Genomic DNA, 23,196 nt, shown 5'->3' with positions numbered 1-23,196 from the left:
CCGGGACAAGGCATTAGTTATCCATTCGTGTTTATTTTCAAGGGAATGGATGATTGCTTTGCAATTTTGAGGCCAAAAGTAATCAAAACCCTTTGTCTCCGCCGGTCGGCGGATGGCTTGTCCTCGTCAGAGCCGAGACACGGCACACAATCCCAACGCTCACAAAGGAAATCCCTCCCAAAGCTGAAACAACTGCCCGAAGCTCTTTAGTTAGCTTCGTACAATAGTTCCATGCCTTTCCCTCCTCCACATCCCATCGCGATTTCCTTGGTTTTTCCGCCACTGGGATGAGACAGATACCGAATTCGCGTTGCTTAGTATAAGAGGCGATGAGAATCGTCTTCCTCTACTCGCACCAATCCCTCCTTAACAATAAATGTCGCCTTAAACTATTCTCGATGCGGGATAAGTGCGGGGATGTGGGACGCATCAAACGTTTTGACCATGTAGAAAGATACTTTTTGCACTATCCATTTGGTCAAAGCTTTTCAGCGACACGCTTTTGCATACTTTTGGCAAGACAAAAGTATGAGCCAGTCGTGCCGTGTCCCGAATGCTTTCGGGAGCTTGAGCGACAAAACATTGATTAAATAAAACGTCCATATTTTTTAAGTATAAAAATTAAGATGCGTTTTCCCTGTGTCCATATACCGTATAAAAACAATAATTCAGTTTTTTTTTATTAAATTAGTAGTACTAAATCTAACTGCTATGGTAACTATTTTGACCAAAGAGAACAGCATTGCCAACCATTATCTAGCAGAGCTGCGAGACATTCAGATACAACAAGACCGTATGCGGTTTCGGAGAAATTTGGAGCGGCTGGGCGAAGTTATGGCCTACGAAATCAGCAAGACTTTAACCTATCATCCAGAATCCGTTGAAACACCATTGGGTGTCGCAGAACACAATTTATTGGAAGAACAACCTGTTTTAGCTACCATTATCCGCGCAGGATTGCCATTTCACCAAGGTATGTTGAACGTTTTTGACAAAGCTGATAATGCTTTTATTGCAGCCTATCGACACACCAAGAAAAGTGGCGAAATGGAAATCCACAAAAAATACTGTAATACGCCCAATCTGGATGATAAAATCGTTATCATAGCTGACCCAATGCTGGCTACGGGGAAAAGTTTAGTGCTATGCTGCAAGGATTTACTAGCCGATTACAATATCAAGGAAATGCACATTGCATCCGTCATTGCCTCTGAGGAAGGCCTGCAACATGTTCGTGCGTTCTTGCCCGAAGTACATCTTTGGATTGGAGCAGTCGACAATGAACTAACCTCCAAAGCCTATATTGTGCCGGGCTTAGGAGATGCTGGGGATTTGGCATATGGCAATAAGGAATAATTTGGAAATGAGGGAATTTGGAAATGAGAAGATTTGAGAGTGGAAAATGATCAATTGAAAGTGGAAAATGCTTTGCGATTGCAGATAAACTATACAGGTAACTAATTTAGCTTCCCTCTCCTTTGGGGAGGGACTGAGGGAGAGGACACAAAAACTTAAAACGAAATTAACAGAAAATGAACAACATAATATTAACTTCACTACAAAATTACATCCATTATGAACTGGCAAAAATACAATGGCGAAACCATCCACAAGCCCATTACCGAAGCCGTTGAGGAAATCATCCGCACGGAAGCACACTTAGGGAACAAACTAAAAGTGTATATCGGAACGGACTCTCAGGTAAAAAGAGGAATAATCGAGTTTGCAACTGTTATCGTTTTCCTACGTGAACACCGAGGCGGTTTTATGTTCATCCACCGTGATAAAAAAGAACACAAAATGAGCCTCAAAGAACGGATGCTGTACGAAGTACAAAAATCCATTGACATAGCTTATCAGCTTTGTCCCTTATTAGACCAATACCATATCGATTTAGAAGTCCACGCAGACATTAACACCAATCCTCATTTTGAATCCAATATCGCTTTGAAAGAAGCCATGGGCTATATTTTGGGAATGGGATTTCAGTTTAAAGCGAAGCCCGAGTCTTTTGCCAGCACCAGCTGCGCAGACCGCATCGTGCAATAGGCACATCTAGGCTAACGCAACTATACCGATATCGGGAATGTATCTTTAAATCCCTTTTAAAGATATAAATGGCTTTTTCACCTCTTCTTCAACATGCTTTTTTACGGCACATTCCCATTTTCTTTACAGGAATAAACTTTCTTTCCACCACTTTTAGTATTATTGTAATTGCAAGTAGAGCCTTCAGAAATAGTGAACACTTCTTTAAAAAAAATAGCCGTAGTCGGCCCGGAGTCAACAGGTAAGTCAACCATGGCAAAATATCTTGCCCAAACCCTCCACACCGTTTGTGTACCGGAATACGCCAGATATTACTGTGCCAACCTAAACAAGCAATACACATTACAGGATGAAGTGAATATGTTTTATGGGCAATTGGCACTGGAGCACGCATTGACACCATTGGCCCAGAATGGGATTTTGGTTTGCGACACCACTATCCTCACGGTTAAAATATGGTGTGACCATCTTTTTGGTGATACTCCACAGGAGGTCAAACAGGAAATTATGACCAGAAAATATGACCATTATCTCCTAATGGATATTGATCTGCCTTGGCAGGATGACCCATTACGTGATTTCCCCGAACAACGCGAACATTTTATGCAGGTGTGGGAAAAAGAATTAAATGCCCTGAATGCGAATTACACTGTAATCTCAGGACAAGGAGAGGAAAGGTTTAGTAATGCTTTAGGTGCTATTAAAATGTAGAGACGTAGCATGCTACGTCTCTACAGCAATAATTAATATCGGTAAGCTTCCGGTTTATAAGGTCCATCTACCGTCACACCGATATAAGCAGCTTGCTCTTCTGTCAACGTTTCCAATTCTACGCCAATATGCGCCAAGTGTAAACGTGCTACTTTTTCATCTAAATGTTTCGGCAAAGTATAAACTTGCTTCTCGTATTTGTCCGAATGCACCCATAGCTCAATCTGTGCCAGAGTTTGGTTAGTGAACGAGTTAGACATCACAAAGGATGGATGACCAGTCGCACATCCCAAGTTGACTAAACGTCCTTCAGCCAACAAGATAACATCTTTACCATCGATAGTGTATTTATCTACTTGCGGTTTGATCTCTACTTTTGTCGAACCGTAGTTTGTGTTCAACCAAGCCACATCAATTTCATTGTCGAAGTGTCCGATATTACAAACAACAGTTTTATCCTTCATTGCCAAGAAATGCTCCGGACGAATAATATTAAAGTTTCCAGTTGTTGTCACAACAATATTTGCTTCTTTCACTGCATCCGCCATTTTCTTCACTTCATAGCCTTCCATAGCAGCCTGCAAAGCACAGATAGGATCGATTTCGGTCACGATAACACGCACACCGGCAGAACGCAAAGACTCTGCCGAACCTTTACCCACATCGCCATAACCCGCTACCACAGCAACTTTACCTGCCAACATCAGGTCCGTAGCACGGCGGATAGCATCCACCAATGATTCGCGACAACCATATTTGTTATCAAACTTGGATTTTGTAACCGAGTCATTCACATTAATGGCAGGCAAATGCAACGTACCGTTTTTCATACGCTCATAAAGACGGTGCACACCAGTTGTCGTTTCTTCAGAAAGACCTTTGATACCATCAATGAGCTCAGGGAATTTATCAAAAACCATATTCGTCAGATCGCCACCATCATCCAAAATCATATTCAACGGCTGGCGCTCCTCTCCAAAGAACAACGTTTGTTCAATACACCAGTTAAATTCCTCCTCGGTCAATCCTTTCCATGCGTAAACCGGAATACCAGCAGCAGCTATCGCAGCAGCGGCATGGTCTTGCGTAGAAAAAATATTACAAGAAGACCAACTTACTTCTGCTCCCAACTCTACCAATGTTTCAATCAAAACTGCCGTTTGAATGGTCATGTGCAAACAACCTGCAATTCTCGCCCCTTTCAATGGTTTTGAAGCACCGTATTCTTTACGCAAACTCATCAAACCCGGCATTTCAGCTTCTGCCAATTCTATTTCTTTTCTACCCCACTCGGCCAAAGAGATGTCTTTAACACGGTAAGGGACATAAGTAGTTTCTACTGACGACATAGTATTTCTTTTTTAAATCGAATTGCAAAAATAGCTGATAAACAACGTAAATCAAAACCAGACTGTTATATTGTGACATTCATTTAAGAGTGCAGGGTTGATTTTACACGACGAGAGGATTATATTTGTACCTTATTGAGTAGTGTAATTTTTTGACTTTTTAATATAAAGAAATGTATCCAGAATATTTAGTAGCCCCAATGCGTCAAGAATTGGTAGACGCTGGCTTTCAAGAATTAAAAACTGCTGCTGACGTAGATGCAGCCATTCCTTCAGAAGGAACCGTTTTTGTGGTGGTAAACTCTGTTTGCGGTTGTGCAGCGGCCAATGCAAGACCAGCAGCACGCTTCGCAGTAGAGAACGGAAAAAAACCAGCCAAATTAGTGACCGTTTTTGCCGGTATGGAAAAAGAAGCTGTAGACAAAGCACGTGAATACATGCTTCCTTATCCTCCTTCTTCTCCGGCAATGGCACTTTTCAAAGATGGTAAATTAGTACATATCATCGAAAGACACATGATTGAAGGCCGTCCTGCTCAAATGATTGCAGACAACTTGGTTGCTGCCTTCGAAGAATATTGTTAAGCAAGTATTTTTTAATTTTTTGAATTAAAAAGCCCGCCCAACTTCCTTTGGACGGGCTTTTTTAGTATCTTGTAGACCAAAAATTAGTTCAACTACACCATGAAGCTTCTATATTTTGTGACTTTTGCTATCCTTCTTATAGGTCTGAGCAGCTGTACGACCAACAAAGAGGTGGACCTGATTGTATACAATGCCAAGGTCTATACTGTAGATTCTGCATTTTCTCAAACGGAGGCTTTTGCAGTCAAAAACGGCATTTTCATAGATATAGGAACTACCGCAGAAATCAAAAAGAAATACATTGCAAAAGAGACGATAGACGCACAGGGCAAAGCTGTGTATCCAGGGTTCTACGATGCTCATGCTCATTTTTTCATGTTGGCAGACCTATTGGAGCAAGTTGACCTAAGCGGCAGCAAATCGATAGCCGATATTATTCTGCGACTACAGGTATACCATGCCTCCCATCCTGAAAAAAAATGGATCGTAGGCGGCGGTTGGGATCAGAACCTCTGGTCAGAGAAAGAATTTCCGACAAAGGATAGCTTGGATAAGTATTTCCCCGAAACACCCATTTACCTCTCCCGCGTGGATTACCATGCGGCATGGGTCAACTCCAAAGCGATGAAAACAGCTCGCTTGGATAGCACCCACACTGAAACCGTAGAAGGAGGATTGATTTTCGTTGATAGCTTAAACCACCCTACAGGAATTCTCGTAGACAATGCCATGAACATCGTTGCCAAGCATATTCCCGAGAGTGAGGAACATGAACTGCTGGCTGCTTTACGAAAAGCGCAGGATTCTTTATTATCCGTTGGACTCACCTCTATTGTTGATGCCGGATTAGCCATCGAACAATTGGATTTACTCAAAAAATTCTATCAACATGATTCTTTAAAAATACGGGACTATGCAATGATAGCCGCCGACCCGCATCAGATTGACAAGCAAATCAGGGAAGGTTTTCATGAAGGTGACCGGCTAACCATCCGTTCCTTTAAAATCATGGCTGATGGCGCTTTAGGTTCACGAGGCGCATGCCTATTGGATCATTATCATGACTCTCCCACTAAAGGCTTTCTGCTACACAGTCCGCAGGAGTTTGAACAGATGATTAAGAAATTAGCCAACACGAATTTTCAGGTCAACACGCATGCTATCGGCGATTCTGCGAACAGAATTATGTTGGATACCTACGGTAAATATTTAAAAGACCCGAAAAAAAGAAGATGGCGGATAGAGCATGCGCAAATTATCGATTCGGCTGATTTCTCTAAGTTCGCACAGTTTCATATCATTCCTTCGGTACAGCCTACCCACGCTACTTCGGATATGTACTGGGCAGAAGAACGGTTGGGCAATAACCGGATAAAACATGCCTATGCATACAAGCAGCTGTTGCAACAATATGGTATGTTGGCGCTAGGCAGTGATTTTCCGGTGGAACATTTTAATCCGCTATATGGATTTCATGCCGCTGTGGCACGGGTAGATAAATCTGGGTTTCCGCAAGGAGGCTTTCAGATGGAAAATGCCATTTCTCGTGAGGAAGCCCTTCGAGGAATGACGATTTGGGCTGCGTATTCGTGCTTCCAGGAGAAAAAACGAGGTAGCATTGAAAAGGGAAAAGATGCGGATTTCGTTATTTTAGAGGACGATATCATGATCGCTCCTGAGCAAAAGCTCCGCAATATCAAAACGTTACGCACGGTTATCGCTGGTGAAACTGTATTTCTTAGACTGTAGGCTATTTCTCTTTCAGAGGCTGAAATAGCAAACTAATCAGTAACGAGACAGGAAAACACGCCAACAACAAAATAACAGAAGTTACTGTAGCATAGTAAAGGGACAAGGTATCACGGTGGATATTTTGTCCTTTGTATATGTAAGCATACCCAGATTGAAAATAGGAATGAGTCTGCACGAGATTTAAGTAAATACGATAAAATTTATTGTTCGGATACTGCTCCAGATACAAATACTCCCGCACATTTATCTTTCTGAAATGGCTCAACGATTCCTCGTAAAAATCCCTTCCTTGATTAGACTTAAATTCTGTTTCGGAGACAATCTTCTTATAATCTACAGCCAACCACGCCTTTGCCTTAGTACGATAGGCTGTATTTCGGGAGAATACAGGCATGACGAACAAACTTCTCAGCTGTACTTTTTTAGTAAACAGCCCCGTCATCTCATAAGTGTTTAAGGGAATCACCCGAAGACGATCCGCATACCAATCGCCCATTTCTAAGAAATAAGGCTGTTCATGAGGCTGCAAATCATTAACAGACTTTACATATAATGTTTTCCCAAAATTATAACGGATACTTTTAGCGGAATAATGTATCACAACAAGGCTCATTCCCATCATCAGTAAGTACAGCACGAGCTTAGGAAGAGTAGAAAAATATGAAGGAAGACGAAATTCAAAACGATTCAACAAACGTGGATAAACTCTTTGAATTGCTATCCCTCCCAATATACAAGGAATAATGATCTGCATCAACCAATCAGGTATTGACTGGATATTCAAATGCACTATGATGCCATAAAGAAATGTAGAGATTGCTATGATAAGAAGAATTGCCAACAGCAATGGGAAGGCAAAATGACGTAATCGATATGTCTGAAACTTTATCATGGGTTTAAAGATTGGCTTGCAATAAACCCTTTGGGGTATAAAAGGAAGTATTTTCCTTAGAAGTTGAGAACAATCGCCTACATTTTTCTTCAAATATATAGGCGATGCCCCTTCATTATTTTACTGCATATCGAAAAGATGCTTTTCCGCATGGTAAGAAGAACGAACCAACGGCCCAGACTCTACATACTTAAAGCCCATTTCCAAACCAATTTGCTTATATTTCTCAAACTGCTCAGGCGTAATCCATTCCACAACAGGGTGGTGCGCTTTTGTCGGCTGGAGATATTGTCCCAGTGTCAAAATATGCACACCAACATTGTATAAATCCTGCATTGCCTCAATTACATCTTCTTCCGTCTCTCCAAAACCCAACATAATACCGGATTTTGTACGTAAACCCGCTTCCGAAATACGACGTAAGCATTCCAGTGATCGATCATATTTCGCCTGAATACGCACTTCACGTGTTAGTCGGCGCACGGTTTCCAGGTTATGGGAAACCACTTCCGGACGTACAGCAAGCACCCGATCCAAATTATCCCATTGTCCTTTGAAATCCGGGATTAAAGTTTCCAATGTTGTTTCAGGGCTTTCTCGACGAATAGCGTTAATCGTTTCTGCCCAAATAGTAGAACCACCATCCTTCAAATCATCACGATCAACCGAAGTAATCACACAGTGCTTTACTTGCATCAATTTCACAGAATTGGCAACTCGGTTAGGCTCATCCATATCTACAGCTAACGGACGACCTGTAGCTACGGCGCAGAAAGAACACGAGCGGGTACAGATATTCCCCAAAATCATGAATGTGGCCGTTCCAGCTCCCCAACACTCGCCCATATTCGGACAGTTTCCACTTTCGCAGATAGTGTGCAACTTATGCTCATCCACTAAGCTTCTAACATGACGATATTCTTTACCTACAGGTAATTTGACACGCAACCAATCTGGTTTACGCTGAGTCTGTGTAGCCGGAATTACTGGAAGTTCAATCATACTGCAAAGGTAAGCATTATTCCGCTAAAAAAGCTATACCGCAATTGTAGTCAAAATCTCATATTCTCCGTTTTACCTGCATAGGCTGGCGAAACTAAGATTTTGTTTTTATTCCTCCCTAGAGCCTCAATCACATATCCATTTTTTTTTCAGATATTTGTCCATAGCAAACTTATCCCTCATGTACAGAAGATTATTTACCCTTATTCTTACGTTGTTATCCCTATCTGCTTATGCCCAGCTTAGTGAACCTCCATTGATCCCTAAACCACAAAAAGTAACTTTAGCCGAAGGTCGTTACTCTATTTCCAATACCTCTTCGATATATACAACAGAAGATTTTTCCTTGGCGACTGAACTACTCACTTCCTATGCTTACTTCAATGCACTACCAATTGAAGTCGTGAAGAAAATAGGCAAGAAACATGGTCAGGGTATTCGACTTTTTCCCGCAGAAGCTGTTGACAAAATCGCGACTAATGGCTACAAGATCGACATAGATGACAACGGTATCCTCATTAAAGCGCATAATGTAAATGCAATGATTTCAGGTATACATACGTTGATACAATTAGGCCTTTTGCAAGAAAACCCAACAGAGCTCCCGCAATTAACTATATATGACGAACCCCGGTTTGACTATCGCGGGTTACACTTGGATGTGTCCAGGCACTTTATGCCTTTCGATTTTTTGAAAAAATATATCGACATCATGGCGCTGTACAAGTTCAATCATTTTCATTGGCATATTACCGATGGTGCTGGATGGCGTTTGGAGATAAAACAGTATCCTGAACTCACTCAGAAAGCGGCATGGCGTACACACACCAGTTGGAAAGATTGGGCAAATAATGGAACACAATATATCGAACAGGGGACGCCCAATGCGAGTGGAGGTTTCTACACACAGGAACAAGCCCGTGAGTTGGTCACCTATGCTGCCCGTAAGGGAATAACTATCATTCCCGAAATTGAGATGCCAGGACATTCCGAAGAAGTATTAGCCGTTTACCCGGAGTTATCCTGCTCAGGAAAGCCTTATACACAAGGAGAATTTTGCATAGGAAACGAAGGCACCTTCGTATTTTTAAAGAATGTATTGGATGAGGTGCTGGAGATTTTCCCTTCAGAATACATCCACATCGGGGGTGATGAAGCAGAGAAAAAGCATTGGAAAACCTGTGCTAAGTGCCAAGCGTTAAAATCAGAATTAGGACTAAAAGATGAAGACGAGCTACAAAGCTATGCGATACAGCAGATGGATGAGTACCTGCAATCCAAAGGCCGTAAGCTGATTGGATGGGATGAGATTCTTGAAGGCGGATTGACAGCCGGAGCGACAGTCATGAGTTGGCGTGGCGAAGCTGGTGGTATCAAAGCGGCAAACATGGGGCATGATGTCATCATGACGCCCGGAAGTCACCTCTATTTTGACAGCTACCAGACCGACCCACGTACGCAACCGGAGACCTTAGGCGGATTCCTTCCTATAGACAAGGTCTACTCCTACAACCCTGTTCCCCAAGAAATTGAAAAAGATAAAGCCAAACATATTCTGGGTGCACAGGCTAACCTGTGGACAGAATATATCCCGACTTTCCAACATGTAGAATACATGGCTTTTCCGAGAGCATTGGCATTATCCGAAGTGAACTGGACGGCACAGGAAGCCCGCAGCTTCCCAGATTTCAAAAAGAGATTGCAAAGCCATTATAAAATACTGCAACAAATGGATGTGAATTATTACCGTCCATCGTACAATGTATTAGCCGAAGTAGATTTCCAACAAGAGAAAATGAGAAATACCGTGACGTTGACGTCTGAACAGATGTATCCGAATATTTTCTATACCATTGATGGTTCTGAACCTACCAGTAAATCAACACCATATACCGCCCCTATCGAACTTAGTAGCTCTACCGTAATAAAAGCCGCGTCATTTCTTGATTCTACTCGTGTAAGCCCTGTTGAGACAACGGAACTGGATATACACAAAGCGATTGGCAAAAAAGTATTCTACAATACACCTTGGGAGGGTTACCCTGCACAAAAAGAGCTTTCCTTGACCAATGGAATCAAAGGAGGGCTAAGTTACCATGATCAGCAATGGCAAGGTTTTACTAAGGGAGTGGATGTATATATCGATTTCGAGCGAAGAGAAGAAATCAAGTCTGTCGCCATGCGTTTTATGCAAATTCCAGCTCCTGGCGTTTACTATCCGGGAGAATTTAAAGTTCTCCTATCCGATAATGGGCAGAATTATAGAGAGGTCGGAACTATCGTGAATACAGAAAATACGACAGATCCTCAACTGAAATTCAAAACCTTTGAAGTGAGATTGGAAAAACCACAAATGGCGCGGTATGTAAAGGTTGTCGCTACGAATCCAATGCGAGGTTATTTGTTTGCTGACGAAATTATTGTGTATTAAAGAAAGAAGAGCCTGCTGCACATTGTGCAGCAGGCTCTTCTTTTAACCTTAATGATTTTCCTCTTAGAAAGTATAACGAGCCGTTACACCTCCGTTAAAGTAAAAGCCATCATAATAACCTGAAGCTTTTACTACGTGAATAGTAGGACGTACATCAGCTGAAAATGCAAATGGTGCATTTTTCAATTTATAATCTACACCACCTGTTGGGAATAGACCTGCACTAAATCCTTTGTAATAATCTTCATCGGAAAATGTGTTAGCCAAAACGGCACCACCACCAACAAACCATTTAAACCCATCAATGTTACCAATCGGGAAATGATGTTGATAAGCTCCTGAGAAAGATAGGTTCGTCCATTTTACCCCAGCGACTGAACGAGGTCTGATGCCTAAATCAAATTCCAATGCTGCTGGTTGAGAGATAAATGTTTTAAAAGCCGCACCGATTACATCGTAATAGCTTTCTCCCAAACGGATACCGATAGAGTTCTTATAATCCTGTGCAAAAGATGCTGCTGCAAAAAGAACGCCCACAAATAGTAATGTAAATTTTTTCATAATTACTTTTCTTTAAATTAATTTATAAAATATTCTATTTTTCCTTCAAATATCAAAAACCGTTCCATTTAGGCTTTCTCAATAAAAAACGATGACCTGCGATTTCGACAAAGTATAAAACACTACTGACAAAAGAAGAATAGAAAACCGATGTTCTCAGATTGAAACATTAGTTTTCAAAAAAAGTATACATTTACCAAAAAATATGTAACTTTGTACTCCGACAAAGCAGTCGGAATACTCTTCTTTACAAAAGGCATCTCCTTGCTTTTGTCCGCACAACACATTGATTGTTAATTTTTTGAATAAAAACAAATAATGCCCAGAAACACCTCCATCAATTCCGTTTTGATTATCGGTTCGGGACCTATCGTTATCGGTCAAGCCTGTGAGTTTGATTACTCCGGTTCTCAAGCAGCCCTTTCTTTAAAAGAAGAAGGCATTACGGTTTCAATTATCAACTCGAACCCGGCAACCATCATGACAGACAAGGTTATTGCAGACCATGTTTACCTGTTGCCACTTACCTGCGAAAGTATCGAACAGATTCTTCAAGAGCAGCAAATCGACGCTGTGCTTCCAACCATGGGAGGACAGACCGCTTTGAACCTATGTATAGAAGCTTCTAACTTAGGTCTATGGGAAAAATATGATGTAAAAGTGATCGGTGTGGATGTTGCCGCAATCGAGAAAACCGAAAACCGAGAGGAATTCCGCCAATTAATGGTTGATATTGGTGTTGGAGTCGCTAAATCCAAAATTGCGAATTCTTTCCTTGAAGGAAAAGAAGCTGCACAAGAAATTGGGTACCCATTGGTTATTCGTCCATCATACACCTTAGCTGGTACAGGTGGGGGATTTGTACATAAAAAAGAAGATTTTGATGCTGCTTTAAACAGAGGACTACACGCTTCTCCAACCCATGAAGTATTGGTAGAACAAGCGGTATTAGGCTGGAAAGAGTTTGAGCTGGAATTGTTGCGTGATACGAATGATAATGTCATTATTATCTGTACAATTGAAAACTTTGACCCGATGGGTATCCATACGGGAGATTCAATTACAGTAGCTCCAGGCATGACCTTATCCGATAAATGTTATCAAGATATGCGCAACCAAGCTATCCGCATGATGCGCTCGATTGGTAACTTTGCCGGAGGATGTAACGTTCAGTTCTCTGTAAATCCCGAAAACGAGGATATTATCGCTATTGAAATCAATCCACGTGTGTCTCGCTCTTCTGCTTTGGCTTCTAAAGCGACTGGTTATCCTATTGCGAAAATTGCAGCGAAATTGGCTATCGGCTACAACCTGGATGAACTGCAAAATCAGATTACAAAAACAACATCGGCATACTTTGAACCAACGTTGGACTACGTTATCGTTAAAATCCCACGTTTCAACTTTGACAAATTCAAAGGAGCAAACAAAGAATTGGGCTTACAGATGAAAGCCGTTGGTGAGGTCATGTCTATCGGACGTACCTTTATCGAAGCTTTGCAAAAGGCTTGTCAATCCTTGGAAACCAACCGTGCAGGATTAGGTGCAGATGGTCGTCAGCTACGTAATCTGGAAGAAATCATGGAGAGCCTGGAGCATCCAAGTGCTGACCGTGTTTTCCATATCAAAGATGCTTTCGAGCTAGGCGTACCTTTGGAATCTGTCCGTAAGGTTACGCGTATTGATAAATGGTTCTTGGTACAAATTCAGGAATTGGTACAATTGGAAACTGAATTGCGTCGCTACCAATTGAACAATATTCCTCGCGATTTCTTTATGACATTGAAACAAAAAGGGTATTCAGATACGCAGATTTCATGGTTATTGGGCAACGTCAGTGAAGATGATGTTTATGCACGTCGTAAAGAATTAGGCATCAATCGTGTTTACAAAATGGTGGATACCTGTGCTGCTGAATTCCCGGCTCAAACACCTTACTACTACTCTACTTTCGAAGACGAAAACGAATCCATCGTGTCCGACAAAAAGAAAATCATCGTGTTGGGTTCAGGGCCAAACCGTATCGGGCAGGGTATCGAGTTTGACTATTCATGTGTACATGGTCTTATCGCAGCTAAGGAAGCTGGTTACGAGGCCATCATGGTCAACTGTAACCCGGAAACGGTTTCAACAGACTTTAATATGGCGGACAAGCTTTACTTTGAACCAGTATTCTGGGAACATGTTCGCGAAATCATCGAGTTGGAAAAACCTGAAGGGGTTATTGTACAGTTGGGTGGACAAACGGCACTTAAGATGGCTGAACGTTTAGAGGCGTTGGGTGTAAAAATTATCGGAACTTCTTTTAAGGACATGGATTTGGCAGAAGATCGCGGCCGCTTCTCTGATTTATTGAAAGAATTAAATATCCCTTATCCAAAATATGGTGTAGCGACTTCGGCCGAAGAAGCTTTAAAAGTTGCCAATGAAGTAGGTTATCCCGTGTTGGTGCGCCCTTCATATGTCTTGGGTGGACAAGGAATGAGTATCGTCATCAATGATGAGGACTTAGAAAAAGCAGTAGTTAATCTTTTGAAAACCTTACCGGGTAATCAAATACTGATTGACCACTTCTTAGACCGTGCAGAGGAAGCAGAATCAGATTCTATCTGTGATGGTGAAGACGTGCATATCATCGGTATGATGGAGCATATCGAGCCTGCTGGTATTCACTCGGGCGATTCTTCCGCAGTATTACCTCCGTTCAGCTTGTCAGAGGCAGTACAACAGAAAATGGAAGAGTATTCTATCAAACTTGCTAAAGCGCTGAATGTAAAAGGTCTGCTTAACATACAGTTTGCTGTTAAAGGTGAGAATGTTTATGTAATCGAGGCTAATCCTCGTGCATCACGCACCGTTCCTTTCATCGCAAAAGCATACGATGTGCCATACATCAACATTGCAACAAAAGTGATGTTGGGCGTGAATAAGCTGAAAGACTTTACCATTGAGCGTAAACTAAAGGGATACGCTATTAAAGAACCAGTATTCTCTTTCTCAAAATTCCCAGAAGTTGATAAACAGTTAGGGCCGGAGATGAAGTCTACCGGTGAAGCTATCCGCTTCATCAAAGATTTACAGGATCCGTACTTTAGGGAATTGTACAGCAAGAAATCGATGTTCTTGAATGCACAGTAATATAAAAAGACAGCCCAGCAAATGCCGGGCTGTCTTTTTATATATCCTTTACGCATCGGAACCCCACATTATTTGTCGGACTATTTACCTCTCCTTTTCCTCGGCTTCCGGCTTTATAGCGCTCACAATATTCATCGTTGCACAGAAAAGATCCGCCACGTTGTACACGTTTGACAAGTCCAGGTTCCTGAGGGTCATGTGAAGAGGAGGGGCCTTTCGGATTTGATTTCGGACTTTGCATATAATAATCAGGTCTGTAAAAATCCGAACACCATTCCCATACATTACCTTCCATGTCATATAATCCATAGGCATTAGCCGGAAAAGATTTGACAGGAGAAGTTGTTTCAAACCCATCCTCCTTGGTATTCTTCATAGGAAAATCGCCTTGAAAAATATTGGCTAACCATTTCCCATTTTCTTTCTTCTCGCTTCCCCAATAATACGTTTCACTGGTATGGTTTCCTGCCTTAGCCGCATACTCCCACTCCGCTTCCGTGGGGAGTCGCTTTCCCGCCCATTTAGCATAAGCTTCGGCATCCTCATAAGCTAGTTGCGTAACCGGGTGATCTTCCTTGCCTCTAATAGAGCTATTTGGACCTTCGGGATAACGCCAGTTTGCTCCCGGAACATACTGCCACCATTGCAAAAAATTATCCATGCCATCAACCTTACTGGGATTAGTGAATACAGCAGAACCCGGCACCAACATCGCAGGATCCACGCCAGGAAATTCTTTCGGATCTAATGGCCTTTCTGCTACAGTAACATAATCCGTTGCTTTCACAAATGCCTCAAACTGAGCATTAGTGACTTCATGCTCATCCATATAAAATGAATTAACTTCCACTGCATGTACAGGTTGGGCATCTACAAAATCCGTTGAGCCCATTTTGAACTTTCCTCCTCGAATGAAAACCATCCGGACGTTGTCTTCTCCTTTTTCATAACTCAATGTGTCTTTATGCAAAGCGGTAAAACGCGAAGGGATAGCACCAATATGACATACAGCTATGGAATCTGCAGACTGCTGAACATCGACATTTCCCCTTCCGGAATGACAGCTTATGAACAAGATAACAATAAGGATAGATAGCTTAGATATGATTTCCATACAACGAATATACTTTTAAACCCCATAAAAAACAAAAGCCCAATCGAAATTGGGCCTCTGAAATCTCTCATCTTATGATCGACTAATCAACTTTCAGTTGATTTTTTTGGTCTTTGGAAACTTTTGGTCTAATACCTGTATTACCTCCACCGTTCAGTGTCATATCATGCGGCTGGTTATTTCTCCATGCGCCGTTTGTAAAGTCCGGAATATTTACCGTTTTACTGTTTTTAGCAACCGACTCACAGCTCAAAGGTACAATCACACTCCATGTTGCTCCTTCGTAAATAGGTTGATCGATTGGCAATCCGTTACGCAGACAGTCGATAAGTCGCCAGTCCATCATAAAGTCCATACCACCATGTCCACCGACTTGTTTAGCTTGTTCTCCAATGTATTTAATCAATTCAGGTGTATATTTCTCATACAGACCTTTCAATTCGTCTTCTTTCACAAAGCTGTGGCCAAAAGCAATACCTTCTTTAGGATATTTCTGTGCAAAGCCTTTTGTTCCACTCAATAAGTGCAAACGTGAATATGGTCTTGGCGAAGTAACATCATGTTGAACCATTAAGGTTTTTCCTTTTTCGGTTTTAATCAATGTCGTATCCATGTTACCACGGTATTTTTTACCAACAAACTCTTGGAAGAAAGAATCCTCAGCAGCCAACTCACGCGCTTTATCGCCCATCATAAAATCGGCAGTCTGCATAGCCACCAAATGTGTCATCCGGTCGCCAGCATTAATGTTCATACACTGTGCAATTGGTCCAATACCATGTGTTGGGTAAAGGTTCCCGTTCATTTTGATGTTTTCACGCAGGCGCCACATATTGTCATACCCATTTTTGTTGAAGTTCAAACCCAACAAATCATGAATATAGGCTCCTTCGGCATGTACCAACTCGCCGAACATACCCTGGCGAGTCATGTTCAAAGTTAACATCTCGAAGAAGTCATAACAACAGTTCTCCAACATCATACAGTGTTTTTTTGTCTGCTCGGAAACACGTACAACTTCCCAACATTCCTTCACTGTCAAACCAATAGGCACCTCACAAGCTACGTGAGCACCAGCTTTCATTGCGGCAATACTCATCGGCGCATGGAATTCCCAAGGCGTACAGATATAAACTAAATCGACTTCCTCGTCCTTCAACAATTGTTGCCAACCGTTATCACCAGAGTAAGATTTAGCTTCTTTCAGTCCTTTATTGGTCAGTATTTTTTGAGCTTTAGTTACTCTTTCTGCATGGCGGTCACACAAGGCTACAATCTCTGTACCTTCGATATACGACAAACGGTCAACCGCCCCCGGACCACGCATTCCCAAACCGATAACCGCGATACGAACTTTATCGATTTTTGGAGCTGCATATCCCCACATGTTAAAACCTGGTGCAGCTGCCATAGCAGTATTGTTAATCGCTGGCAACGCAATAGCAGCACTCGATAAAAGTGTAGCCTTCTTTAAAAATTCTCGTCTATTAGAGCTCATAAAAGTTTAGATAAATTCTTTCTTAAATTAAAGGGGACAAATAAGCGTCCCCTCTAAAATCACCTATTTTAAAACAAACTAAACAGTCCATTCAACATAACCTATTTATAGCAGATACAAATGGTTATCAGCAGAGGCATTTGCCTTTTGCTTATACAAGTATAATAGTATTCGGATGGAAAAAAAAACAAAAAAACAAAGCAAACGTTTGCTCAATTTTTAGTTAACAAAAATGATACATTCTCATTTTAAGGGCTTTGTGTACTATTTACACACCCTTAAAAATCCATTTGACCAACCAATTCTTTCAGCTGTACTTCGGACAATTTCGCCTGCAATAATGCCGAATTATACCGGGAAATAGCATTGATAAAATTCTCCTGCGCATCCCTGAACTCCACAGCACTAATCGATCCTATGGTATATTTTGCCAGAGTAATCTGTAAATTCTGTCTAGCGATATCTTCATTGCGTTCTTCCAACTTAACTAACTCTATCGTTGTTAGATAAGTTTCGTAGGCCGTTTTGATATTCGTTGTTATCAATAGATTTTGTTGCTCCATCTGCAAATCTGCATTATCAATCTGCAATTTTGCAACCCGTTCATTTCTCCTTTGATTAAATCCATCAAAAATATTGAGCGAGGCCGTTACGCCATATGTCAAACCTCGAGAATTTGAACTGGCAACGAATCCTAAACTGGATTCTGATTGTGAAAAATTATATCCACCATTAAGCCTTACAGTAGGATAACGTGCCGATTTCACATTTTTAAGATCTAATTCAGCTAACCGCTTGTTAATCGAGATAAGCTGTAAATCCGGATTATATCGTTTGGCTCGGTCGAGCAGATCTTGGTACGTTAAACTTTCATCAATTTCCACCTCGCTAATCACCTCAAAATCGGTATCCAGATCACGAACCAACAGGCTATTAAGATTCGTTTTCAGATTACGGACAATCTCTTTTTGTTTTAAATGAGCCGATACGTCCGCATTGAGATTAACCTGCACATTTAAGACTTCCAACTTGGACGCTTTTCCAATGGAAAAACGATTTTCAGCTGTCTGCAACCGTTCGGTTGAAATCACGATATTAGAGTCCAAAGCTGCTAAAAGGTTCTGTTGCTCCACAATCGTATAATACAGCGCAATGACATCGCCGATGGTCGTTAATACGGTCCGTTTAAAAGCTACATCGCCTTGCTTCTGTAATTCCTGTAGCTTTTCATACCTAGCAAACATGCCCAAACCATCAAAGACAGTCCAGCCTAAACTAACACCATAACTCATATTGTTGTTCTTTGCATTATCCAGGGAACGTTCTACACCATTATTTTGTACCTGAGTCGAGTTTTGCACACTATTATTCTGGCTAAAATTAGCAGTGACAGAAGGCAATATGCCGGCATTACCATAAGTAACATTTTCTTTCGCGACCATCAAATCATTGGCGGACAGCTTGATCGCATAATTATTTTCCAACGCAATTTCAACAGCTTCTTGGGCTGTTAGCAATGTTTGCCCGACAGAAACACTTATCGTAAAACACAACAAGCAAAAAGTAACAATCCGTCTTTTCATCTTAATCTTCAATATTATCAAACTCTGGCCGATGTACTTTTTTTCTTGACATCATTAAATAAAATCCTGGAATAACAAACAAAGTCAGTATCAAAGAAAACACCGTTCCTCCAACAATCACAACACCCATACCTATTCTACTTGTAGAAGCTGCTCCTAAGGACATGGCAATAGGCAAAGCTCCAAAAGCAATAGCTAAGGATGTCATCAGAATAGGGCGTAAACGCGCTTCTGAAGCTTCCAATACAGCACGATATTTATCATAACCTTGTTCTCTCAGCTGATTAGCAAATTCTACTATTAAAATCCCGTTCTTAGTTACCAAGCCAATCAACATAATGGTACCTATCTGGCTGAAAATATTCCACGATTGACCGAAAAGCCATAAAGAAAATAAGGCACCGGCAACTGCTAAAGGTACAGTAATAATAATGATAATAGGGTCGATAAAACTCTCAAACTGGGCTGCCAAAATCAGAAAAATTAACAAAACAGCTAAACCAAAAGCAAACATTGTATTTGAACCGCTTTCGACAAAATCACGGGATTCCCCCCCTAAATCGGTTGTGAAAGTTTCATCCAAAACCTTCTCACGAATTCGCTCCATAGCCTCAATCCCCTCCCCCATACTTCTACCCGGAGCTAAACTTGCCGAGACGGTAGCAGCCATATAACGATTATTATGGTAAAGCTGAGGTGGGTTACTCCGTTCTTCCATTTCCACAATATTATCCAATTGTATCAATTCCCCACGGTTATTTTTTACATAAATAGCCGCTAAATCCATGGGTGTAGCACGGTCTTTTTTATCAAACTGGCCCATTACCTGATACTGCTTCCCATTCATCATGAAATACCCAAAACGCTGTCCCGACAAAGACATTTTCAGCGTTTGGGCAACATCCAATACCGATACCCCCAACGCTTGTGCTTTCTCCCGGTCAATGGTAACGTATATTTCCGGTTTATTGAATTTCAGGTTCACATCTGTTACTGAAAAAGTACGATCATGGGAAAGCTCTTCCATAAATTCTGGTATCTTTTCTTCCAGCTTTGCAAAATTAGGAGCCTGAATAATGTACTGAATAGGCATCCCTCCTCTCCGGTTTACCGCTATCGTTGGTTGTTGCGATACGACCACACGGGCTTCTGAATATTGTCGTACCAGACCCGATAAATGATCCGATATTTCACCTTGTGTGCGTGTTCTCTCTTCTGGCCCCACTAAGCCTAAACGTACGAAACCACTGTTCACAGAAGACGAGCCAAATCCTGGGGAAGTAATCACCAAACTAACTTTTTTCTCCGGCACAGAATCGTTAATGAGCATCGTTAAATCAGTCATGAATCGATCCATATAATCATAGGAAACCCCTTCTGGTGCTGTAACACGAAGACTGATATAACTACGGTCATCATAGGGGGCTGTTTCCTTGGGTAATAACTGGAAAAACAAATAAATCAAGCCAAAACAAACGATCAAGACGACAAAACTTAACCACTTAAATCGTAGGAATCCCTTCAACATTCCACCATAACTTGCGTTCATTGCTTCAAAATAACGCTCTGTCTTTGTATAGAACTTACTCCTCTTCTGCTCGCCCCCCTTCATAAGATAGGCGTTAAGCATCGGAGTCAATGTCAACGAAACAAAAGCAGAAATCAATACAGCCGCACCAATGACGACTCCAAATTCCCGGAACAACCTCCCTACAAAACCTTCTAAAAAAATTACCGGTAAAAATACGGCTGCTAAGGTTACAGAAATTGAGATCACCGCAAAGAAAATCTCGTTAGAACCTTTCACAGCAGCTTCTATCGGCGACATCCCCTCCTCTACTTTCTTAAAAATATTCTCCGTCACTACGATCCCATCATCCACTACCAAACCTGTTGCCAAAACAATAGCTAACAATGTTAGGACATTGATGGAAAAACCACACAAGTACATAATGAAAAAAGTGGCTATCAAGGAAACTGGGATATCGATCAAAGGTCGGAAAGCAATAGACCAATTACGGAAGAATAGGAAGATAATGAGTACAACCAATACCACGGCTATAATAAGTGTCTCCACAACCTCCAAGACTGATTTCTTCACAAAAACAGTATTATCAATAGCAATATCCATATTAAAGCCTTCCGGCAGATCACTTTTCAGCTTATCATATTCTTGATAAAAACTCTTAGCGATATTAAGGTAGTTTGTTCCAGGTTGAGGGATAATGGCTAAACTCACCATAGGATATCCAGAATCCGACATCTTCGTTTCGAAATTCTCTGCTTCCAAGGCCGCATTACCTATATCACCCAATTTTACAGTTTTAGTGAGATCAGATCGAATAATGATATTATTAAACTGCTCTTCTGTAGAAAGATTACCAATCGTCTTTACCGTTAATTCCGTATTATCCCCAGTCAATTTACCCGAAGGCAATTCGACATTCTGCGCATTTAGGGCTGAACGAACATCCAGTACGGTCAATCCATAAGAAGACAATTTCGCAGGATCTATCCAAAGACGCATAGCGTATTTCCTCTGCCCCCAGATTTGAACTGAACTCACTCCAGGGATAGTTTGTAAACGTTGAGCAACAACATTTTCTGCATAGTCTGATAACTCCAAAACATTCCTTACTGAACTTTGCAACGTCATTGTAATTATAGGTTCGGAATCTGCATCTGCTTTAGAAACCACCGGAGCAGCATCAATATCTTGCGGAAGGCTACGCATGGCTTGGGAAACTTTATCACGAACATCATTGGCAGCCTCCTCTAAGTTTTTTCCTAAATGAAACTCGATATTAATATTACTGCTTCCTTGACTACTTGTAGACGATATATTGCGAATACCGTCTATAGAATTCAAGGATTTCTCCAAAGGCTCTGTAATCTGCGATTCAATAATATCTGGATTCGCGCCCGCATAACTTGTACGTACCGAAATCTGTGCAGGGTCAATTGAAGGAAACTCTCTTACGCCTAAAAAAGTATAACCTATGATACCGAATAGAATCAGCATCACGTTCATCACAATTGTAAGAACAGGTCTCTTAATGCTTAGTGTAGATAAACTCATAATTAGCCGATGCTTTAGCGTAAATTAACTTCAACGGCAGATCCATCCCGTAATGACATTACTCCAGATGTTAATACAGTATCACCTTCGTAGATACCTTTCGTCACCAATACATCCGCAGCTGTTCTTCCTCCTGTCTCAACAAGGACTTCTTTCGCCTTACCATTTTTCACAACAAATAATTTCTTTCCATTTTGGATCGGAATCAAAGCCTCAGCAGGAACCAGTAAACCCTTCTCTACATCCTCCAAAGGAAAAGTTACATTAGCAAAAGCTCCCGGTATTAAATTATTTGAAGGATTCTCCGCAATAGCACGAACTAAAAGGGTTCGTGTATTCGCCTCTATAGAAGGTTCTGTCGCATAAATTTTGGCTGTATAAGCTACATCATAACCTTGTACCGTAAAATGTACAGGCTTATTTTTAGCAACCATATAGGCGTACTTCTCAGGAATTGCAAAGAGGAGCTTAACCTGGGCAGTGTTTACCAAACGGGCGATGCTAATTGTAGATGAAATATAGCTTCCTTTTGAAATATTACGAAGACCTATAACACCCGAAAAAGGAGCTTTAACCACTGTCTTATCTAATTGTGCTTGTATTAGCTGAATTTGAGATTGCGCTGTACGATAATCAGCACTTGCTATATCATATTCTTCTTGGCTAATTGCTTCTTTCTCTAACAAAAGTTTCGCCCTACGTTCATTCTCAGCAGAGAGCTCGTTTCTTGTTTTAGCTTGTGCCAATTGCGCACGCAATTCAGCATCGTTTATCCGAACCAAGACCTGCCCTTGAGAAACCTGTGAACCTTCATTAAAATTAATCGATTCTATAATTCCTCCTATCTCAGGATGAATATCAACTTGTTCATTGGCCTCAATCGAACCGGAAAGGGATATATAATCAGAAAATGGTTGTCCAAAAATAACTTTTCCAAAAACTTTTGCTCCAGACCGATTACCTGAAGCAAAGCCTCCTGAATTTTTCTCTTCTTTTTTCTTATTCTGGTCGATACGATAAAATACCAATGCAATCACTCCCAGAAGTAATAAGGATAAGGCAATTATAGATTTCTTTTTCATATATTGAGAAAAATGGATTTAGTCAATAAAATTAACAATTATTCCACGGGGAATTTGTAATAATCTTAATATAGTATTGAGTAGAGCGTATTACGTATTGAGATTATTCCAGTATCGGCAGACCTATTTTTCGAACCACACAAAAGACAATATAGCTTATAGATAAAATGTACCACAGTAAGTAGCCCTAAAAACAAAAAACAGCCCCTTTCAGGAAACTGTAAGGGGCTTTCGTGTAAGATTATCCAGCCAGACGGCGGATCACTCTCCCATCCTCAGCGGCGGACAGTACCATCGGCCCGGCAGCGGGGGAAACAAAAAAGGGACGTCCAAATGAATGAACGTCCCTCCGTGTAAAATTAGGCACCGAC

Annotated in this window: 16 protein-coding genes; 7 read left to right on the top strand and 9 right to left on the bottom strand. The window is 41.2% G+C overall.

Annotated features, from left to right (window positions below; all coding sequences use genetic code 11):
• Positions 1-711 precede the first annotated feature (711 nt).
• The 3 genes from upp (at position 712) to BM375_RS09125 (ending at position 2,760) form a co-directional block, all read left to right on the top strand.
• Positions 712-1,356, top strand: a complete 645-nt coding sequence (upp, locus tag BM375_RS09135) for a uracil phosphoribosyltransferase (protein ID WP_093365453.1) — start codon at positions 712-714, stop codon at positions 1,354-1,356.
• A 219-nt stretch (positions 1,357-1,575) separates the two neighbouring features.
• Positions 1,576-2,049 (top strand): ribonuclease H-like YkuK family protein, encoded by a 474-nt coding sequence (locus tag BM375_RS09130; RefSeq protein WP_093365451.1) that lies wholly within the window; start codon positions 1,576-1,578, stop codon positions 2,047-2,049.
• Between the two features lie 189 nt (positions 2,050-2,238).
• Positions 2,239-2,760: an AAA family ATPase gene (locus BM375_RS09125; RefSeq protein ID WP_093365791.1), complete on the top strand. Its 522-nt coding sequence runs from the start codon at positions 2,239-2,241 to the stop codon at positions 2,758-2,760.
• Between the two features lie 32 nt (positions 2,761-2,792).
• Here BM375_RS09125 and ahcY read toward each other — a convergent pair whose 3' ends face one another.
• Positions 2,793-4,109, bottom strand: a complete 1,317-nt coding sequence (gene ahcY / locus BM375_RS09120; RefSeq protein ID WP_093365449.1) for an adenosylhomocysteinase — start codon at positions 4,107-4,109, stop codon at positions 2,793-2,795.
• Between the two features lie 173 nt (positions 4,110-4,282).
• Here ahcY and BM375_RS09115 point away from each other — a divergent pair, with 173 nt between their 5' ends.
• Complete coding sequence (locus BM375_RS09115) at positions 4,283-4,693, top strand: BrxA/BrxB family bacilliredoxin (RefSeq protein ID WP_093365447.1); 411 nt, start codon at positions 4,283-4,285, stop codon at positions 4,691-4,693.
• 99 nt (positions 4,694-4,792) lie between these two features.
• Positions 4,793-6,442, top strand: coding sequence for an amidohydrolase (locus BM375_RS09110; RefSeq protein WP_093365445.1), 1,650 nt, complete (start codon positions 4,793-4,795; stop codon positions 6,440-6,442).
• A gap of 1 nt (position 6,443) precedes the next feature.
• Here BM375_RS09110 and BM375_RS09105 read toward each other — a convergent pair whose 3' ends face one another.
• Together BM375_RS09105 and lipA are read right to left on the bottom strand one after the other, a co-directional pair.
• A complete protein-coding gene (locus BM375_RS09105) occupies positions 6,444-7,337 on the bottom strand; it encodes a hypothetical protein (RefSeq protein WP_093365443.1) in 894 nt (297 codons plus the stop codon).
• Positions 7,338-7,457: 120 nt separating this feature from the next.
• Entirely contained in the window at positions 7,458-8,339 is an 882-nt protein-coding gene (lipA, locus tag BM375_RS09100; RefSeq protein ID WP_093365441.1) for a lipoyl synthase, read from the bottom strand.
• Between the two features lie 181 nt (positions 8,340-8,520).
• Between lipA and BM375_RS09095 the strand changes: the two genes are divergently transcribed.
• Positions 8,521-10,770 (top strand): glycoside hydrolase family 20 protein, encoded by a 2,250-nt coding sequence (locus BM375_RS09095; RefSeq protein ID WP_093365439.1) that lies wholly within the window; start codon positions 8,521-8,523, stop codon positions 10,768-10,770.
• A gap of 63 nt (positions 10,771-10,833) precedes the next feature.
• Here BM375_RS09095 and BM375_RS09090 read toward each other — a convergent pair whose 3' ends face one another.
• A complete protein-coding gene (locus BM375_RS09090; protein WP_093365437.1) occupies positions 10,834-11,331 on the bottom strand; it encodes a hypothetical protein in 498 nt (165 codons plus the stop codon).
• A gap of 318 nt (positions 11,332-11,649) precedes the next feature.
• On the opposite strand from BM375_RS09090, the gene carB reads away from it, so the two are divergent.
• Positions 11,650-14,469 carry a carbamoyl-phosphate synthase large subunit gene (gene carB / locus BM375_RS09085; protein WP_093365435.1) on the top strand — a complete coding sequence of 940 codons (2,820 nt, stop codon included), beginning with the start codon at positions 11,650-11,652 and terminating at the stop codon, positions 14,467-14,469.
• Positions 14,470-14,506: 37 nt separating this feature from the next.
• Here carB and BM375_RS09080 read toward each other — a convergent pair whose 3' ends face one another.
• The 5 genes from BM375_RS09080 to BM375_RS09060 form a co-directional block, all read right to left on the bottom strand.
• Positions 14,507-15,583 carry a formylglycine-generating enzyme family protein gene (locus tag BM375_RS09080; RefSeq protein ID WP_093365433.1) on the bottom strand — a complete coding sequence of 359 codons (1,077 nt, stop codon included), beginning with the start codon at positions 15,581-15,583 and terminating at the stop codon, positions 14,507-14,509.
• Between the two features lie 82 nt (positions 15,584-15,665).
• On the bottom strand, positions 15,666-17,081 hold the full coding sequence (locus tag BM375_RS09075) for a Gfo/Idh/MocA family protein (protein WP_093365431.1): 1,416 nt from the start codon (positions 17,079-17,081) through the stop codon (positions 15,666-15,668).
• Positions 17,082-17,359: 278 nt separating this feature from the next.
• A complete protein-coding gene (locus BM375_RS09070; RefSeq protein ID WP_093365429.1) occupies positions 17,360-18,664 on the bottom strand; it encodes a TolC family protein in 1,305 nt (434 codons plus the stop codon).
• A gap of 1 nt (position 18,665) precedes the next feature.
• Entirely contained in the window at positions 18,666-21,743 is a 3,078-nt protein-coding gene (locus BM375_RS09065) for an efflux RND transporter permease subunit (protein WP_093365428.1), read from the bottom strand.
• A 14-nt stretch (positions 21,744-21,757) separates the two neighbouring features.
• A complete protein-coding gene (locus BM375_RS09060; protein ID WP_093365426.1) occupies positions 21,758-22,825 on the bottom strand; it encodes an efflux RND transporter periplasmic adaptor subunit in 1,068 nt (355 codons plus the stop codon).
• Positions 22,826-23,196 lie beyond the last annotated feature (371 nt).

It is taken from the genome of Sphingobacterium wenxiniae (assembly GCF_900116225.1).
Classification (GTDB): domain Bacteria; phylum Bacteroidota; class Bacteroidia; order Sphingobacteriales; family Sphingobacteriaceae; genus Sphingobacterium; species Sphingobacterium wenxiniae.
Note: the sequence above shows the minus strand (reverse complement) of the source record. Positions and strands in the feature narration are given on the sequence as shown.

Excerpts from the sequence above, each read along its gene's own strand:
- upp (WP_093365453.1), top strand. The coding sequence starts at position 712 with ATGGTAACTATTTTGACCAAAGAGAACAGCATTGCCAACCATTATCTA.
- BM375_RS09130 (WP_093365451.1), top strand. The coding sequence starts at position 1,576 with ATGAACTGGCAAAAATACAATGGCGAAACCATCCACAAGCCCATTACC.
- ahcY (WP_093365449.1), bottom strand. The coding sequence starts at position 4,109 with ATGTCGTCAGTAGAAACTACTTATGTCCCTTACCGTGTTAAAGACATC.
- BM375_RS09115 (WP_093365447.1), top strand. The coding sequence starts at position 4,283 with ATGTATCCAGAATATTTAGTAGCCCCAATGCGTCAAGAATTGGTAGAC.
- BM375_RS09110 (WP_093365445.1), top strand. The coding sequence starts at position 4,793 with ATGAAGCTTCTATATTTTGTGACTTTTGCTATCCTTCTTATAGGTCTG.
- BM375_RS09105 (WP_093365443.1), bottom strand. The coding sequence starts at position 7,337 with ATGATAAAGTTTCAGACATATCGATTACGTCATTTTGCCTTCCCATTG.
- lipA (WP_093365441.1), bottom strand. The coding sequence starts at position 8,339 with ATGATTGAACTTCCAGTAATTCCGGCTACACAGACTCAGCGTAAACCA.
- BM375_RS09095 (WP_093365439.1), top strand. The coding sequence starts at position 8,521 with ATGTACAGAAGATTATTTACCCTTATTCTTACGTTGTTATCCCTATCT.
- BM375_RS09090 (WP_093365437.1), bottom strand. The coding sequence starts at position 11,331 with ATGAAAAAATTTACATTACTATTTGTGGGCGTTCTTTTTGCAGCAGCA.
- carB (WP_093365435.1), top strand. The coding sequence starts at position 11,650 with ATGCCCAGAAACACCTCCATCAATTCCGTTTTGATTATCGGTTCGGGA.
- BM375_RS09080 (WP_093365433.1), bottom strand. The coding sequence starts at position 15,583 with ATGGAAATCATATCTAAGCTATCTATCCTTATTGTTATCTTGTTCATA.
- BM375_RS09075 (WP_093365431.1), bottom strand. The coding sequence starts at position 17,081 with ATGAGCTCTAATAGACGAGAATTTTTAAAGAAGGCTACACTTTTATCG.
- BM375_RS09070 (WP_093365429.1), bottom strand. The coding sequence starts at position 18,664 with ATGAAAAGACGGATTGTTACTTTTTGCTTGTTGTGTTTTACGATAAGT.
- BM375_RS09065 (WP_093365428.1), bottom strand. The coding sequence starts at position 21,743 with ATGAGTTTATCTACACTAAGCATTAAGAGACCTGTTCTTACAATTGTG.
- BM375_RS09060 (WP_093365426.1), bottom strand. The coding sequence starts at position 22,825 with ATGAAAAAGAAATCTATAATTGCCTTATCCTTATTACTTCTGGGAGTG.